General features: G+C 66.7%; 14 protein-coding genes and 1 riboswitch. Of the genes, 4 read left to right on the top strand and 10 right to left on the bottom strand.

What is annotated here, in order from left to right; genetic code table 11:
* Positions 1 to 46: 46 nt before the first annotated feature.
* The 3 genes from AC1DQQ_RS00890 to AC1DQQ_RS00880 form a co-directional block, all read right to left on the bottom strand.
* Complete coding sequence (locus AC1DQQ_RS00890) at positions 47 to 826, bottom strand: enoyl-CoA hydratase (RefSeq protein ID WP_478044007.1); 780 nt, start codon at positions 824 to 826, stop codon at positions 47 to 49.
* Positions 827 to 875: 49 nt separating this feature from the next.
* Positions 876 to 1,919 carry an enoyl-CoA hydratase/isomerase family protein gene (locus AC1DQQ_RS00885; protein ID WP_478044006.1) on the bottom strand — a complete coding sequence of 348 codons (1,044 nt, stop codon included), beginning with the start codon at positions 1,917 to 1,919 and terminating at the stop codon, positions 876 to 878.
* Between the two features lie 220 nt (positions 1,920 to 2,139).
* Positions 2,140 to 3,285, bottom strand: coding sequence for an acyl-CoA dehydrogenase family protein (locus AC1DQQ_RS00880; protein ID WP_478027672.1), 1,146 nt, complete (start codon positions 3,283 to 3,285; stop codon positions 2,140 to 2,142).
* A 74-nt stretch (positions 3,286 to 3,359) separates the two neighbouring features.
* On the opposite strand from AC1DQQ_RS00880, the gene AC1DQQ_RS00875 reads away from it, so the two are divergent.
* Both AC1DQQ_RS00875 and AC1DQQ_RS00870 read left to right on the top strand, forming a co-directional pair.
* On the top strand, positions 3,360 to 4,409 hold the full coding sequence (locus AC1DQQ_RS00875) for an AraC family transcriptional regulator (RefSeq protein WP_478044005.1): 1,050 nt from the start codon (positions 3,360 to 3,362) through the stop codon (positions 4,407 to 4,409).
* A 93-nt stretch (positions 4,410 to 4,502) separates the two neighbouring features.
* Positions 4,503 to 5,288 (top strand): sterol desaturase family protein, encoded by a 786-nt coding sequence (locus AC1DQQ_RS00870; RefSeq protein WP_478044004.1) that lies wholly within the window; start codon positions 4,503 to 4,505, stop codon positions 5,286 to 5,288.
* Here the strand turns inward: AC1DQQ_RS00870 and AC1DQQ_RS00865 are convergent.
* Complete coding sequence (locus tag AC1DQQ_RS00865) at positions 5,269 to 6,768, bottom strand: CoA-acylating methylmalonate-semialdehyde dehydrogenase (protein WP_478027669.1); 1,500 nt, start codon at positions 6,766 to 6,768, stop codon at positions 5,269 to 5,271. The genes AC1DQQ_RS00870 and AC1DQQ_RS00865 overlap by 20 nt on opposite strands.
* A 108-nt stretch (positions 6,769 to 6,876) precedes the next feature.
* On the opposite strand from AC1DQQ_RS00865, the gene AC1DQQ_RS00860 reads away from it, so the two are divergent.
* Positions 6,877 to 7,746, top strand: coding sequence for a LysR family transcriptional regulator (locus AC1DQQ_RS00860; RefSeq protein ID WP_478027668.1), 870 nt, complete (start codon positions 6,877 to 6,879; stop codon positions 7,744 to 7,746).
* On the opposite strand, the gene AC1DQQ_RS00855 is transcribed toward AC1DQQ_RS00860, so the two are convergent.
* The 6 genes from AC1DQQ_RS00855 to AC1DQQ_RS00830 all read right to left on the bottom strand — a co-directional run bounded on the left by AC1DQQ_RS00855 (position 7,738) and on the right by AC1DQQ_RS00830 (position 14,266).
* Complete coding sequence (locus AC1DQQ_RS00855) at positions 7,738 to 8,508, bottom strand: ABC transporter ATP-binding protein (RefSeq protein WP_478044003.1); 771 nt, start codon at positions 8,506 to 8,508, stop codon at positions 7,738 to 7,740. The two genes, AC1DQQ_RS00860 and AC1DQQ_RS00855, sit on opposite strands and share 9 nt — an antisense overlap.
* A complete protein-coding gene (locus AC1DQQ_RS00850) occupies positions 8,499 to 9,470 on the bottom strand; it encodes a FecCD family ABC transporter permease (RefSeq protein WP_478027666.1) in 972 nt (323 codons plus the stop codon). Before AC1DQQ_RS00850 ends, AC1DQQ_RS00855 begins: the two co-directional genes overlap by 10 nt.
* Positions 9,467 to 10,279: an ABC transporter substrate-binding protein gene (locus tag AC1DQQ_RS00845; protein ID WP_478044002.1), complete on the bottom strand. Its 813-nt coding sequence runs from the start codon at positions 10,277 to 10,279 to the stop codon at positions 9,467 to 9,469. The genes AC1DQQ_RS00850 and AC1DQQ_RS00845 overlap by 4 nt, the downstream gene beginning before the upstream one ends.
* Positions 10,276 to 12,180, bottom strand: a complete 1,905-nt coding sequence (locus AC1DQQ_RS00840; protein ID WP_478044001.1) for a TonB-dependent receptor plug domain-containing protein — start codon at positions 12,178 to 12,180, stop codon at positions 10,276 to 10,278. Before AC1DQQ_RS00840 ends, AC1DQQ_RS00845 begins: the two co-directional genes overlap by 4 nt.
* A gap of 127 nt (positions 12,181 to 12,307) precedes the next feature.
* Positions 12,308 to 12,497, bottom strand: a riboswitch (cobalamin riboswitch).
* A gap of 37 nt (positions 12,498 to 12,534) precedes the next feature.
* Entirely contained in the window at positions 12,535 to 13,125 is a 591-nt protein-coding gene (locus AC1DQQ_RS00835; RefSeq protein WP_478039884.1) for a methylated-DNA--[protein]-cysteine S-methyltransferase, read from the bottom strand.
* 37 nt (positions 13,126 to 13,162) lie between these two features.
* Positions 13,163 to 14,266 (bottom strand): DUF2332 domain-containing protein, encoded by a 1,104-nt coding sequence (locus AC1DQQ_RS00830; protein ID WP_478044000.1) that lies wholly within the window; start codon positions 14,264 to 14,266, stop codon positions 13,163 to 13,165.
* Between the two features lie 167 nt (positions 14,267 to 14,433).
* Between AC1DQQ_RS00830 and hisG the strand changes: the two genes are divergently transcribed.
* Positions 14,434 to 15,096 (top strand): ATP phosphoribosyltransferase, encoded by a 663-nt coding sequence (gene hisG / locus AC1DQQ_RS00825; RefSeq protein ID WP_478043999.1) that lies wholly within the window; start codon positions 14,434 to 14,436, stop codon positions 15,094 to 15,096.
* The last annotated feature ends 15 nt before the right edge of the window (positions 15,097 to 15,111 follow it).

Here is a 15,111-nt window from a genome sequence, read left to right as displayed (position 1 = left end):
GCCTAAGTCTTCGCAACCCTCTCCCGACGGGAGAGGGCCTATTCACCTACTTCCCGACCCATTTTCCCGGGCGCTTCTCGACGAACGCGGCCATGCCTTCCTTCTGATCTTCCGTGCCGAACAAGCCATGGAACAGGCGACGTTCGAATTGGACGCCCTGCATGAGCATCGTCTCGAACGCGGCGTTGACCATTTCCTTGTTGGCGAGCACCGCCAGCGGCGCCATGCCGGAGATCGTCGCCGCGGTCTTGACCGCTTCCTCGACCAGATCGGCGGCGGGAATGATCCGCGACACCAAACCGGCGCGCTCGGCTTCCTCGGCGTCCATGAAGCGGCCGGTCAGGCACATCTCCATCGCCTTGGCCTTGCCGACCGCGCGGGTCAGGCGCTGCGATCCGCCCATGCCGGGCGCGACCGCCAGCTTGATCTCGGGCTGCCCGAACTTGGCAGTGTCGGCGGCCAGGATGAAGTCGCACATCATCGCCAGCTCGCAGCCGCCGCCGAGCGCGAAACCCGCGACCGCGGCGATCACCGGCTTGCGGGTGCGAGTGAACTGCTCCCACCCCGCGAAATAATTGTCGCCGTACATGTCGCCGAACGATTGCGGCTGCATCTCCTTGATATCGGCGCCCGCGGCGAACGCTTTTTCGCTGCCGGTCAGCACCGCGCAACCCTGCGACGGGTCGGCGTCGAACGCCTGCAACGCGGCGACCAGCTCGCGGAGCACCTGATTGTTGAGCGCGTTGAGCGCCTGCGGCCGATTGAGCGTGATCAGCGTGACGCCGCCCTCGCGCTGGTCGACCAGGATGGTTTCGTAATCAGCCATTCAATTCCTCCAATCGTCATCCCAGCGAAAGCTGGGCTGACGGACAAATTCACGCCGGCGTCCAAGCCTCTGCCGCCGGCAATGGTGCGAAAATCGCGTCGATCAGCTCGTCGGTGACGCCTTCGGGGGTGTCGGGGTCCCAGACCGGCGCATTGTCCTTGTCGACGATCACCGCGCGGACGCCTTCGAGGAAATCGTGGCGTACGACGACGCGGGCGCCGACGGCATATTCCTGGACCATCTCGGCGGCGAAATCGACCATCTGCCGCCCTTCCTTGAGCAAGCGCAGCGACACTTTCATCGTCTGCGGCGACTTGGTCCTGAGCGTCGCCAGCGTTGCCGCGCCCCAGGCGCCGCCTTCGCTCTCCAGCACCGCGTAGATGTCTTCCAGCCGATCGGACTCGAACAGGCGATTGATCTCCTCTTCCTGCGCGACGATCTTCGCCTCGGGCACGGGACCTCCCAGGTCGACGAGAATCTCCTCGATCTCGGTCGGCGCCGCCGCGATCCGCACCTTGGCCTCATCGAGCGTATCGCTGGTCAGATAGTCGCTCGCCAGCCCGAGATTGAGGCACTCAGCCCCGTCGAGCCGATGCCCGGTCAGCGCGAGATACTGGCCGACGCGGCCCGGCAAGCGCGACAGATACCAGCCGCCGCCGACATCAGGAAACAGGCCGATCCCGGTCTCGGGCATGGCAAGCCGGGTATTCTCCGTCGCGACGCGATAACGCGCGGGTTGCGAGATACCGACGCCACCACCCATCGTAATGCCATCCATGAACGCCACCACCGGCTTCTCATAGGTGAACAGCCGATGGTTCATGCGGTATTCGGTGAAGAAGAATTCGCGCGCCTCGACGCCGTCCCTGGCGCCGCTTTCCGCGAGCATGCGGATATCGCCGCCGGCGCAGAACCCCCTGCCCTCGGCATGGTCGATCATCACTGCCTCGACCGCGGGGTCGTGGCGCCACGCGGCCAGCGCGTCGAGCACAGCCGTGCACATCGCGGTGTTGAGCGCATGGATCGCCTTGGGCCGGTTGAGCCGGATGCGGCCGACCTTGCCCTCGATGAAGGTGAGGACGTCGTCGGTCATCCCAAATCCTCCCCGTTTACGGGGAGGGCGCTGGGGCTTTGGTTCGCCCCCGGCGAACCAAGATCGTGTCCGGGGGACACGATCTCGCCCCAACGCAAGGCGCGAAGCGGCTTGGTGGAGGGGGTGGGCCACGAGCGATGTAGGTGGGGAGATCCCCCTCCACCACTCGCTGCGCGAGCGGTCCCCCTCCCCATGAATGGGGAGGAACTAGCGAGCCCCCTCATTGCCGCGTCAGATCCCGGCCGACGATCATCCGCATCACCTGATTGGTCCCCTCCAGGATCGAATGGACCCTGAGGTCGCGCCAGAAGCGCTCGATCGGATAGTCCATCAGATAGCCGTAACCGCCATGCAGCTGGAGCGCGCGGTCGACGATCGAGCTGCCATTGTCGGTCGCCAGCCGCTTCGCCATCGCCGAGAAGCGCGATTTGTCGGGCGCGTTGGCGGTCACCTTGGCCGCCGCCAGATAGAGCAAAGCCCGCGCCGCCTCGAGGTCGGTGGCCATGTCGGCAAGCATGAATTGCGTGTTCTGAAAATCGGCGACCGGCGTGCCGAATTGCTGGCGTTCCTTTGTGTAGTTGATCGATTCGTCGAGGCAGCGTTGCGCGCCGCCGAGCGAGCAGGCGCCGATATTGAGCCGGCCGCCATCCAGCCCGGCCATCGCGAAGCGGAAGCCGTCGCCTTCGGCGCCGACGCGATTCTCGACCGGTACGCGGCAATCCTCGAAGATCACTTGCGCGGTCGGCGAGGCATTCCAGCCGAGCTTCCTTTCGGGCGCACCGAACGACAAACCAGGCGTGTCCTTCTCGACCACCAGACAGGAAATGCCCTTCGACTTCTCCTCACCGGTGCGGACCATGCAGACATAGATGTCGTTATAGCCGGCACCCGAGATGAACTGCTTGGTGCCGTTCAAGACATAATGGTCGCCGTCGCGCTTCGCGCTGGTCTTGAGCGCCGCCGCGTCCGAGCCCGAGCCCGGCTCGGTCAGGCAGTAGCTGGCGATCTTGTCCATGCTGACGAGGTCGGGAAGGAAACGGTCCTTGATCGCCTGATCGCCGAAACGGTCGATCATCCAAGTCGCCATATTGTGGATCGAGATATAGGCGCTGGTCGCGGGGCAGCCATAGGCCATCGCTTCCATGATCAGCGCCGCCTCCAGCCGACCGAGCCCAATCCCACCCGATTCCTCGGCGACATAGATCGCCCCGAAGCCGAGCTCGCCGGCCGCTTTCCAGACGTCGACCGGATAATGCCGCTTCTCGTCCCATTCGGCCGCGAACGGCGTGATGCGGTCGGCGGTGAACTTGCGCGCGAGATCCTGGATCTCGCGCTGGTCATCGGTCAGGTCGAACTGGTTGGTCATGCGGAAAGTCTCGTCTGGACGGTGTGGAGAGGGCCATAGACCCGCGGTCGGGGCGAAGCCATAACGCGTGAGCAATGACGCGGATGCTGCTCATCGATACTGCGCTGCGCCTGTTGTCGGCAGGCCAGCTGATGCTGATCGCATTGGTGATCGGCCGCGGACGCGCACCGCGCCCAATCCGCTGGGCAACCGTGCTGCTGCTGCTGTGCGTGGCGGCTTATCTGGCCGACGTCGCGCCGGTGATCGACGTGCGCAGCATGCGGATCTGGCCGGTCGTCCAGCTCGGCGCGCAGAGCTCGCCGCTCGCTTTGTGGGTATTCGCCCACCTGATCTTCGAACGCCGCATCGACCGGCGGTTGCTGGCGATCGCTACCGCGATCACGCTTGCGTGCTGGATCAATTTCCTCGTGGCGGTGTACTGGACGCATCGCATGCCGGTGACCGCCGACGTCACCCAGCATGCGCTGGCCTTTGCGCTCTGCGTCCACGCCATCTGGATCGCGATCACCGAACGCGGCGACGACCTGATCGAGCGACGCCGCGCGTTCCGCACCGGCTTCGTGATCGTGGTCGGGTTGCAGACGCTCGCGGTCGTCGTGGTCGAGACGATCGTCGGCTACGCCACCATCCCCTGGCTGATGCTGCTGCAATCGGGCAGCACCCTGATCGCGGTGCTGGCGTTCGGCGCGGTGCTGCTGTCGAGCAATGCCGATCTGCTGTTCGATGCCGACGCCCCAGCGCCGCCGCAGCCGAGCCTGGCGCCGGCCGACAATGTCCTCAAGCAGAAGCTCGACGCGGCAATGGCCGGCCATGTCTATCGCGAGTCCGGGCTGACCATCGGTGTGCTGGCGGAGAAGCTCGCCGTTCCCGAACATCGCCTGCGCGCGCTGATCAACCAGCGGCTGGGCTATCGTAACTTTTCCGACTTCCTCAATTCGCACCGCATCGCCGATGCGCAGGCGTGGCTCGGCGACCCCGCCAAGGTCGCACTGCCGGTGCTCACCATCGCGATGGACCTGGGCTATGGTAGCCTGGCGCCATTCAACCGCGCGTTCCGCGACACCACCGGCCAGACCCCGACCGACTGGCGCCGCGCCGCGCTGGGCGGTTTCGAAAATAGCTGATCGATTCCGGAATCGACCGGCTTTTTCCGGCGTTGCCGCGACCGCCTGCACCCGATCGGCCAGACAGCCCGCATCATTTGACGGGAGCTTGGTATGACCGACTCGATCCGAACGCTCATCATGGGCGGCGCGCAAGGCTATATGATCGAACTGACCCGCTATTTGGCCGCGGCGGGCGGCGTGACCCTGGTCCTGTGGCTGGGCGCGCGCTGGACGGAGAGCCGGCGCATCCAGTTGCGCACGCCCGATTTCGCCGATTGGCAGCACGAAGTGGTCAATTCGCTGATCACGATGGTGACCTTCGCCGCCTCCACCATGCTGACGATCGCGCTGGCGCGGATGGGCATCATCCATGTTTCGATGGCCGCGCCGCCGCTCTGGCTGGCGGGCGTCGAGTTCGTCGCGGTGGTCATCGCGCACGACGCTTATTTCTACTGGATGCACCGGGCGTTGCACCTGAAGGCGCTGTTCCGCCGCGCGCATATGACGCATCACATGTCGCGCACGCCGACGCCCTGGGCTGCCTACAGCTTCGCGCCGATCGAGGCGGCATTCGAAGCCGCCTTCCTGCCGCTGTTCCTGTTGATCGTGCCGTTCCATGCACTCGTGGTGCTGGCGTTCCTGCTTCACCAGATCATCCGCAACGTGATCGGCCATTCGGGGCATGAACTCGCCTGGTCGGGGTTCACGAAGAGCCGCTGGACGGGATGGCTGACCACCACTACGCATCACGACCTCCACCATAGCGAGGGCCGGCACAATTTCGGCCTCTACTTCACCTGGTGGGACCGGATGATGGGGACGGAGCACCCGCGCTATCATGAGAAGTTCGAGGCGATCGTCGCCGACCGCCCCGCCCTTACCCCATCGTCGGGATGACGAAGGCGTTGGCGCCGTCACCGACGCCGCCATCGGGCCAGCGCTGGGTGATCGTCTTGACCTTGGTCCAGAACTTGACCCCTTCCAGGCCGTGCTGGTTGGTGTCGCCGAACGCCGAGCGCTTCCAGCCGCCGAAGGTGTGATAGGCGACCGGCACCGGGATCGGCACGTTGATCCCGACCATGCCGACATTGACCCGCGCGGCGAATTCGCGCGCGGCATGGCCGTTGCGCGTGAAGATCGCGACGCCGTTGCCATATTGGTGGTCGCTTGGCAGCCTGAGCGCGGTTTCGAAATCGGGGGCGCGGACGATCTGCAGGACGGGTCCGAAAATCTCTTCCTTGTACGACTGCATGTCGGGCGTGACATGGTCGAACAAGGACGGGCCGATGAAGAAGCCCTGTTCATGTCCCTGGAGCTGGAAGCCGCGGCCGTCGACGACCAGTTCGGCGCCTTCGTCGACCCCGGTCTGGATCCAGTTTTCGACGCGCTGCTTGTGCGCGGCGTTGACCACCGGGCCGTAATGCGCGTCATTGTCGGTCGAGACGCCGACCCGCAGCGCCGCGATCGCCGGGATCAATTTGGCCTTGAGCGCCTCGGCGGTCTTGTCGCCGACCGGCACCACGACGGGCAGCGCCATGCAGCGCTCGCCGGCCGAGCCGAATGCGGCGCCCGACAGATCGGCGACAACCTGGTCGAGATCGGCATCGGGCATGACGATGCCGTGGTTCTTGGCCCCGCCCATCGCCTGGACGCGCTTTCCGGCAGCGACGCCGCGATTATAGACGTAATGCGCGATGTCGGACGAGCCGACGAAGCTGACCGCGGCGATCGCGGGATGGTCGAGGATCGCGTCGACCATCTCCTTGTCGCCGTGCACGACCTGGAAGATGCCCTCCGGCATGCCCGCCTCGCGCATCAGTTCGGCGAGGCGCACCGGCACCGAGGGGTCGCGCTCCGACGGCTTGAGGATGAAGGCATTGCCGCACGCGGTCGCAACGGCGCCCATCCACAAGGGGATCATCGCCGGGAAATTGAACGGCGTGATGCCGACGCCGATGCCGACCGGCTGGCGCATCGAATAGACGTCGATCCCCGGCCCCGCGCCCTGGGTATATTCGCCCTTGAGCACGTGGGGGATGCCGCAGGCAAATTCGACGACCTCAAGCCCGCGCTGGATGTCGCCCTTCGAATCGGCGATCACCTTGCCGTGCTCGGACGAGAGCAGGTGGGCGAGCTCGTCCATATTCTTTTCGACCAGCGCCTTGAAGTTGAACATCACCCGGGCGCGGCGCTGCGGATTGGTCATCGCCCAGGCCGGCTGCGCGGCCTGCGCGGCGGCGACGGCGCGATCGAGATCGGCTTGCGCCCCGAGGTTTACCTTGGCCTGGACCTGCCCGGTATTGGGGTCGAACACGTCGCTGGTACGAGTGGCGCCACCGCCGGCAGAGCCCGCGATGAAATGGTCGATGGTGCGCATGGTCAACTCTCCTGGGCCTCGTTCGGCTCGATGCTCTATTTCACTAGGCAAATTCGCACGCAAGGCTACTTAATTGCCAAATGAACATGCAAAAATGCAGGTGGCGCGATGCAGAATTGGGATGACCTGCGTATCTTCCTCGCCGTCGCGCGCTCGAAGCGGATCGCGCCGGCGGCACGATCGCTCGGCGTCGATGCCACCACCGTCGGGCGGCGGCTCGCCCGGTTGTCGGCGCGGGTCGATCGGCCGCTCTTCGAGTCGGTTGGGGGTGAGCGCCGGCTGACCGAGGAAGGCGAAGCGCTGCTCGCGCATGCCGAGACGGTCGAAGCCGCGGTGATCGCCGCAATCGCGCCCGCGAGCGACCTGGCGCCTGCCGGTCATGTCCGGGTGAGCGTGGCGGAGGGCCTTGCGACCTGGGTGATCGCGCCCGCGATCGCACCGTTCCAGGTGAGCCATCCGCGCATCCGGCTCGACCTCATCACCGCCTCGGGTTTCCTCAATCCCTCCAAACGCGAAGCCGATATCGCGGTGATGCTCGCCCGCCCACGCAGCGCACAGCTCCGCGCTAGCGAGTTCGCCCGCTATCGCCTGCGCCTTTATGCCACGCCCGATTATCTCGACCGCCACGGCCGGCCGACGTCCAATGCCGACCTCGGCAAGCACATCCTCGTCGGCTATGTGCCCGAGCATATCTATGCGCCTGAGCTCGACTATCTGTCGGAGATCGAGCCCGGCCTGTCCCCGCAGGTGCGGAGCACCAGCATCAACGTCCAGCGCGCGCTGGTGTCCGCCGGCGGGGGGATCGGGGTGCTTCCCGACTTCATGGCGCAGCACGATCCTCGGCTCGAACCTGTGCTGGGCGAGAGCGTCGCCGTCCATCGCACCTTCTGGCTGGTGACCCACCAGGACACTCACGCGACCTCGCGCATCCAGGCGGTGTCCACCTGGCTCCAGGCGATCGGCCGGGGGCTAGGCTGACCCTGAGCGACCCGCCGGGACGGGAAGCATCCGCCCCTGCGCATCGGCGAAGAGCAGCACATCGACGCCGAATGCGTCGCGCAGATGCTGCTGCGTCAGCACCTCGTCGGGCGGGCCGAAGGCGAAGACGCGGCCGTCGCGCAGCATCAGGATCTCGTCCGCGACACGCGCGGCCTGGACCAGATCGTGGAGCACCACGACCACGCCGACCCCGCGCGCCGCTTGGCCGCGCAAGCGATCGAGCAGATCGAGCTGATGCGCGGGGTCGAGACTGGCCAGCGGCTCGTCGGCGAGCAACCATTGCGGCTCGCCCGCCAATACGCGCGCCAGCAGCACCCGCGCGCGCTCGCCGCCCGATAGCTCGCCGACGCGGCGCTCGGCGAATTGCTCGGTGTCAGTCGCCGCCATCGCCGACAGCACCGCTGCGATGTCTTCCGCCACGCCCGCGCGGTGCGGCAGGCGGCCGAGCGCCACGACGTCGCGCGCCGGCATGTTCCAGGCGACATCGCCCGATTGCGGCAGGTAGCCGATCGTCCGCGCGCGGTCATCGCGGCGCATCGCACCGATCGCGCGGCCGTCGATCGCGATCTTGCCTGCGCTCGGGGCGATCAACCCGGCGGCGGCGCGCAACAGGCTGGTCTTGCCCGCGCCGTTGGGGCCCAGGATCACGGTGATGCGGCCGGCGGCAAACATGGCGCTCGCATCGGTCAGCACTCGGCGCCCGCGCAGATCGAGTGTCACCCGGTCGAGAGTCAGCGCCATTGCTTGGCTCCTTCGCGGAACAGCAACGCCAGAAAGAACGGCGCGCCGATCAGCGCCATGGCAACGCCCAGCCGCACCTCACCCGCACCCGGCGCGAGCCGGCACAGGCTGTCGGCCGCCAGCGTCAGCGCGGCGCCACCCAGCGCGCTCGGCACCAGCAACGCCGAGGGTTTGGCGCCGAACACTGGCCGCAACAGATGCGGGACGACCAAGCCGACGAACCCGACCACGCCGGTCACCGCGACGCCCGCGCCGACCGCCAGCCCGGTGCCGATCACCACTTGCCAGCGCAACCGGCCGAGATTGGCGCCGAGCGAGCGCGCGGCATCCTCGCCCAGCGCCAGCGCGTCGAGCGCTGGCCCCGTGAACAGCATCAACAGCATGCCCGCGCCGATGAACGGCGCCGCCATCAACACGTCGTCGGGCCCACGGTCGGTCAGCGCGCCCATCAGCCAGTCGATCGCCTCGGCGATGGCATAGGGATTGGGCGCGATCGAGATCAGGAACGCGGTCAGCGCGCCCGCCAAACTGGCGAGCACGGTGCCGGCCAGCACGAACACCACTGGCGTCTCCGCACGCGCGGTCAGCATCGCGAGCAGCGCCATCGCACCCCCCGCCCCCGCCATCGCCCAGCCGAACTGGCCAAGCCAGCCGGCACCGAATCCGAGGACGATCGACGCGACCGCGCCGAGCGCCGCGCAGGACGACACGCCGATCACCGTCGGATCGGCGAGCGGGTTGCGAAGATAGCCCTGCAGCACCGCGCCCGACAGGCCGAGCGCGGCGCCGAGCAGGACACCGAGCACCGCACGCGGGATGCGCAACTCGGCAATGATCGCCCAGCGCGGATCGTGCCCAAACCAGGCGTCGAACGGGATCCATTGCTTGCCCGCCATCAGCGACAGCGCGAACAAAGCCGCGGTCAGCAACACGAGCAGGCCGAGGCGGATCGCGCGGCTCATGACAACGCCCGCGATCGAATCGCGGCGAGCGCCTGCAGCGCGGGGATGATGGTCGGCCCGCCGCAATTGACCAATTGGCGCGGGAAACGCTCCTCGATCACCTGATACCCCGCCATGCCGAGCACGCGGCGGCGCAGCGACGCGGTGCGGCCATTGGGGTCGGGGTCGATCACGATGCGCGGCGGATGCGCGACCACACTTTCGATCGGCACGTTGCCCGAGAAAGCGAGCCCGAAATCCTTGCTGACATCGCCCAGCCCGGCGAGTTCGACCATCTCGGTCAACAGGCTGGGCCCGGCATTGGCGAAACTGTCGGAAATATAGAGCAAGGTCGCGGGCCGGCGGCCGTCACGCGGAGCGGCGTTGGCCACGGCGCGATCGATGCGCGCGATCAGCCGCTCGCCCGCCGCGGGTTCCCCCACCGCGGCGGCGACGCTGCGGATCTGGTCGCGGCTGGAGGCGACATTGGTCGGCGAATCGAGCGTCAGCACCTTGAGCCCGGCGCGACGATACGCGGCGAGTGTAGTCTTGGAGGTAAAGCTCGACGCGACCACCAGGTCAGGTTTGAGCGCGATCACTTCCTCGGCGGTCCCCGCGGTCGCGCGATAGCGCCGCGCGAGGCCGAGCGGGATCGAGGTCGCGCCCGGCTCCTGCGAATAATGGCTGATCGCCGTGACCTTGCCCGGCGCCAGCGCCAGCAGCAATTGGTCCGAACACGGATTGGTCGAGACGATCCCCCCGGTCGTGGCGGGCTGCGCACTCGCGCACCCCGCCAGCCCGAGGGCGATCAAGGCGATCAAAGGCTTCAATTGAACTTCAAGCGAATGCCGCCATAGGCCGCGCGGCCCGGTGTGCTGTAATATTTCACCACGGCATATTTCTCATCGAACAGATTATCGACGCGACCATAGATCGAGAATTTATCGCCGATTGGGAAGTCCGCGCGCAGCCCGACCACAGTATAGCCATCGAGTCGGCTGAAATTGCCGGCGTCATCGAAGCTGTCGCCGACGCTCAGCACGGTCGCGCCGATCCCGAGACCGACCGGAGTCTTCCAGTCGATCGACGCGCTGACCGATTGGCGCGGACGGCGCGCCAGCTCGTTGCCGAAATTGAACCCGGGCGAGAGGTTGATCGAATCGATGAAGCTGTAGGACCCGCTGAGCGTCAGGCGATCGCTCGGCCGCACCGACAGCGCGAACTCCACGCCCTTGGTCCGGGCGCGGTCGATATTGACGTAGGAGAAGGCCGGACCGAAATCGATTTGATCGGTCGTGTCGCGGTGGAACCAGGTGATGCCGGCGACGATCCGCCCGCCGACCAGCCGCTGCTCGACTCCGATGTCATAGCTTTGCGCGGTTTCGGGCTTGAGATCCTGGTTGCCGAACACCGACGTTCCGAACCGTCCGTAGAGTTGGTAGAGGGTCGGCGCCTTGAACCCTTCGGCATAGCTGGCGCGGAACGTCGTCTCGGTCGGCAAGGTATAGACCGCATTGGCGCCCCAGGTCGTGTGCCCGCCGAACGCCGAATCGTCGTCGTAGCGCACGCCGCCAGTAATGGTCAGGCGATCGATCGGCGACAGGATGGCTTCACCATAGAAGCTGGTGACGCCGCGTGTCGCGGCGAGATCACCATCGAAATAGCGCGTATTCTCGCGCTCCGCGCCAGCGACCAGCCGTACGCCGTCGACTACCTGGAAATCGCCCTGATATTGATAACGCTCGCTACGGCCGCGGCCGAAGAAGCTGACCGCGGGACCGAAGGCCGGGTCGTAATTGTCGCGGTTGATATCGGCGATGGTGAAGGCGATGCGGTTCTTGAAGCGGCCGCCGAGGAAATCGGCATTGAGCCCGGCATAGCCGTACAATTCCTGCGTCTTGGCATATTCGCCGTCATCGGCGGGCAGGAAGGTCACGCCGTCAAAGCCATCGATATCGACCTTGCTGTGCGCGTAATAACCGCGCAGGTCGAGCCTGATGTTATCGGCCAAGGCGATCTCGATCCGCCCGGTCGCGCCGAACTGGCGATAGCCGTCGGGCTCACTTCCCGACGACACCGCCGAGAAGCCGTTGGTCTTGAGATAGCCCGCGTTGAGCGAGGCCGAGATGATCCCACTCTTTCCCGACACGCCGCCATTGGCGAAGACCGTATCGAAGCTGCCATATTCGACATTGCCGCGCGCCTGGAGGCCATAGCCGGGCTGCATCGTGGTGACGTTGACGACGCCGCCGATCGCCTGGCTGCCCCACGGCACCGAGTTCGGACCACGTAGCACCTCGACGCGATCGATCGATCCGGCGAGCAAATTGGCGAAGTCGAACGCGCCGCCGGGCGACGAGGGGTCATTGACGCGAACGCCGTCAATCAGGGTCAGCGTCTGCGAGTCCTCCGCCCCGCGAATGCGGACGGCGGTCAGGGCGCCGAGCCCGCCGTTGCGCGACACGGTCACGCCCGGCGTGGTCGCCAGCAGGTCGGACAAAGCGACGGTCTGGCGCTGCTCGATCGTCTGGCGGTCGATCACGGTCACTGCCTGGCCGATCGTCTCCGGCGCCTGCGGCACACCGGTCGCGGTCACGATAATGTCGGTTCGGGTCTGATCGGCGAGGACGATATTGTTATCGTCGGTCGCCGCCGTCTCCTGCGCATAGGCTGGCGTCGCGATGGCGATCGCGGCGAACGCCGAGGTCGCGAGGATGGAAAACTTCAACATTGGACATGCCCCTTTGGTGGGGCCGCGGACTCCGGGCGCCTGAACGCGACACCCGGACCTTACGGCCCGGTTCATGTCGCTCACACGAGGGATGTCCCTCGTTCGCCCGGCACACCCCGTCCGCGCAAAGGATCGACCGTGGCGGGCAGGTCTCCTGGCTTCCGGGTCATCGCGTCCGCCCCGCCTTCCCGACCTCGCAGCCAGTGGCATTATTGGGGCAACCGCTCTCCGGTCACAGTTGCGGGGGCAGCGCCGGCATCTCGACCGGACTTCCCTTTTGCTTCCCCTTGCGGGGAACCCGTCACGGCGCGGCGTCTATGCCGCAGCGCGGTAAAGCGCAAGCGATGCCTGATTTCAGAATTCGAACGCGGTCTGCGCGGCAGGCGGCGGCTCGGTCGCCACGCCTTCGATCTCGAGCATGCGGACCTTGGCGAGCGCCCCGCCAGGCGCCGAGAAACCGTGGACCCGGCTGCCCGCGGCAAGCACGCGGTGGCAGGGCACGATCAACGGGATCGGATTCCTCGCCATCGCCTGACCCACTGCGCGCGCCGCTTCCGGCCCCGCGCCGAGTTCGCGCGCGACCGCGCCATAGGTCATGGTTTCGCCGCGGCCGATCGCTCGGACACGGTCATAGACCCGCGCGAAGAACGGCTCCTGCTCGCCGAGATCGATCGCGACCGCATCGAAATCGACCGGCTCGCCGGCGAAATAGCGGACCGCGTCGGCGATCACCGCGGCGATGGCTGGGGGCGGGTCGCCCGCGACAGCGTCAGGCAAGCGGCGAAGCAGCGACCACTCCGCCTCGCGCGCCGTTTCTCCCGGCAGACGAAAGGCGGTGATCGCGTCGCCGCTCCACGCGATTGCGGCGACGCCGTGTGCGGTCTCGAAAACGCGGTAGCGATGGAGCGTGGCCATGCTGCCAAGATCGGCGACCCGATCGTTCAAATCAACCATCCGCAGGAGGTACCGGCCGTTCGAGACTTTACCCGGCTTCCACCTTGGCCGACTCTGGCAGATCGTAGCGGCGCTTGTCCTTATCCTCGACGCCATTCTTGACCCACGCGCCATGCGCATGCGCGGTCGCGATCACTTGCCATTGGTCATGACCGGGCCAGCTCTTCACGCGGATCACTTGATGGGCGAAGGCGCGGTCGGGTTCCATCATCACCCAGGCGAGCGGACGCTCGGTCGTGGCGCGCGCTCCCGCCGCATTCATCGCTGTGCGAATACGATTGGCGCTCTCCTCGGGCAAATATTGCCACACCACCGAATGCATCAGCACGCGCGTCACGCCGGCTGGTTGCGGTTCGGCAAGTCGCGCTTCGATCCAGTCGGCGGCATCGGCCTGGACCAGATCGACCGGCTTGGCGCGCTGCATCGCGATCGCCTGGCGCAGCCGCTCGGCACGCGCCGGCGTTTCGGCCCAGACATAAGCGGCCAGCCGCGCCTCGACCGCGGGATCGGTGGCGTCGAGCGGACGGACGTCGCAACCGCGCACCGAGACGATCTCGATCGGCGCCGGCACCGGCGGTTCACCGCGCCAGTCGGGCGTGATCGTGACGGGCGCGTCGGCGGGGCCGACCTTCACGCCGCCAAGATCGAAGGCATAGCGGTCGATCAGCAGGTTAAGCCCGGCGCTCGATCCGATTTCGAGCAGTTCGATTTTGGGTCCGTAACGCCGCGCGATCTCGAGCAACCCGACGATCAGCGCGCCCGATCGGCCCGGTTCGTTGGTCTGCGGCGGCCCATCGAGCCAGGGCAGCAGGAAATCGTCATGCACGCCGAGCGCGGCATTCACCGCCGCCGCGATCGCGTCCTGATCGGTCGTCTCGCCGCAGAATACTGCCGCCAGACCCGAATCGGCACTCGCCTGCACCAGCGCATGCAGTCCGCCGATGAACCTGAGCGGCAAGGCGTCGCGAGTCGGCTCGCCGGGCCAGTCGAGGATGCGGGCGCCGGTACGGCTGTCGCGCGCCAATCCATCGGCGATGGCGGCGCACAGCCGCGCATAGATCGGCGCGTCCATGTTCCGGCAATAGAATTCCTGGATCCGGAATGCCTCGCGATTGCCCGCCTCGTCGGCCATGTCGCCTCCTCATTCGCGCAGTTCCGGCGCGCTAACCCGCGCGACCTTCCATAGATTGCTGTCCTTCGGAGGGTCGGGCGGGGAAGCGCGCCGGCGCGGCAAAACCGCTGAAAGCGGAGCCACCAGGATGCATTGCGCCTTCGCAGGTGCACAAGTAAAGCCCCGCCATGGCGCAACCCCTAGTCATTGCCGTCCCCAAGGGCCGTATCCTGTCGGAAGCCGTGCCGCTGCTCGTGCGCGCCGGCGTCGAGCCCGAGGCGGCATTCTCCGACGAGGATAGCCGCGCGCTGCGCTTTTCGACCAACCATCCCGGCATCGACCTGATCCGCGTCCGCGCGTTCGACGTCGCCACCTTCGTCGCGCACGGCGCCGCGCAGATCGGCATCGTCGGGTCGGACGTGCTCGCGGAGTTCGACTATCCCGAACTCTACGCGCCGGTCGATCTCGGCATCGGCCATTGCCGCCTGTCGGTCGCCGAACCGGCCGAAATGGCGGCGGCCGATGATCCGCGCGGCTGGAGCCACGTTCGTGTCGCGACCAAATATCCGCACGTGACGCAGCGCCATTTCGAGGCGCGCGGCGTGCAGGCCGAATGCGTCAAGCTCAACGGCGCGATGGAACTGGCGCCGACCTTGGGCCTCGCGCCGCGCATCGTCGATCTCGTCTCGTCGGGCCGGACGCTCAAGGAGAATGGCCTGGTCGAGGTCGAGGTGATCGCCCAGGTCACCAGCCGGCTGATCGTCAACCGTGCGGCGTTCAAGACGCGGCCGGAACTGGTGCCGTTGGTCGATGCGTTTAGGCGCGCGGTGGAGAAGCGCGATGTGGCATGATCGTGTTCTTAGCCC

The sequence above is a fragment of the Sphingomonas sp. P4_G3 genome (genome assembly GCF_056401105.1).
This window is presented reverse-complemented; position numbering and strand designations above follow the sequence as displayed.

Bases quoted from the DNA above. Each gene is read 5' to 3' on its own strand.
- AC1DQQ_RS00860 (WP_478027668.1), top strand. From the start codon at position 6,877: ATGCAGAATTGGGATGACCTGCGTATCTTCCTCGCCGTCGCGCGCTCG.
- AC1DQQ_RS00830 (WP_478044000.1), bottom strand. From the start codon at position 14,266: ATGGCCGACGAGGCGGGCAATCGCGAGGCATTCCGGATCCAGGAATTC.
- AC1DQQ_RS00850 (WP_478027666.1), bottom strand. From the start codon at position 9,470: ATGAGCCGCGCGATCCGCCTCGGCCTGCTCGTGTTGCTGACCGCGGCT.
- AC1DQQ_RS00865 (WP_478027669.1), bottom strand. From the start codon at position 6,768: ATGCGCACCATCGACCATTTCATCGCGGGCTCTGCCGGCGGTGGCGCC.
- hisG (WP_478043999.1), top strand. From the start codon at position 14,434: ATGGCGCAACCCCTAGTCATTGCCGTCCCCAAGGGCCGTATCCTGTCG.
- AC1DQQ_RS00890 (WP_478044007.1), bottom strand. From the start codon at position 826: ATGGCTGATTACGAAACCATCCTGGTCGACCAGCGCGAGGGCGGCGTC.
- AC1DQQ_RS00855 (WP_478044003.1), bottom strand. From the start codon at position 8,508: ATGGCGCTGACTCTCGACCGGGTGACACTCGATCTGCGCGGGCGCCGA.
- AC1DQQ_RS00885 (WP_478044006.1), bottom strand. From the start codon at position 1,919: ATGACCGACGACGTCCTCACCTTCATCGAGGGCAAGGTCGGCCGCATC.
- AC1DQQ_RS00870 (WP_478044004.1), top strand. From the start codon at position 4,503: ATGACCGACTCGATCCGAACGCTCATCATGGGCGGCGCGCAAGGCTAT.
- AC1DQQ_RS00875 (WP_478044005.1), top strand. From the start codon at position 3,360: ATGACGCGGATGCTGCTCATCGATACTGCGCTGCGCCTGTTGTCGGCA.
- AC1DQQ_RS00840 (WP_478044001.1), bottom strand. From the start codon at position 12,180: ATGTTGAAGTTTTCCATCCTCGCGACCTCGGCGTTCGCCGCGATCGCC.
- AC1DQQ_RS00880 (WP_478027672.1), bottom strand. From the start codon at position 3,285: ATGACCAACCAGTTCGACCTGACCGATGACCAGCGCGAGATCCAGGAT.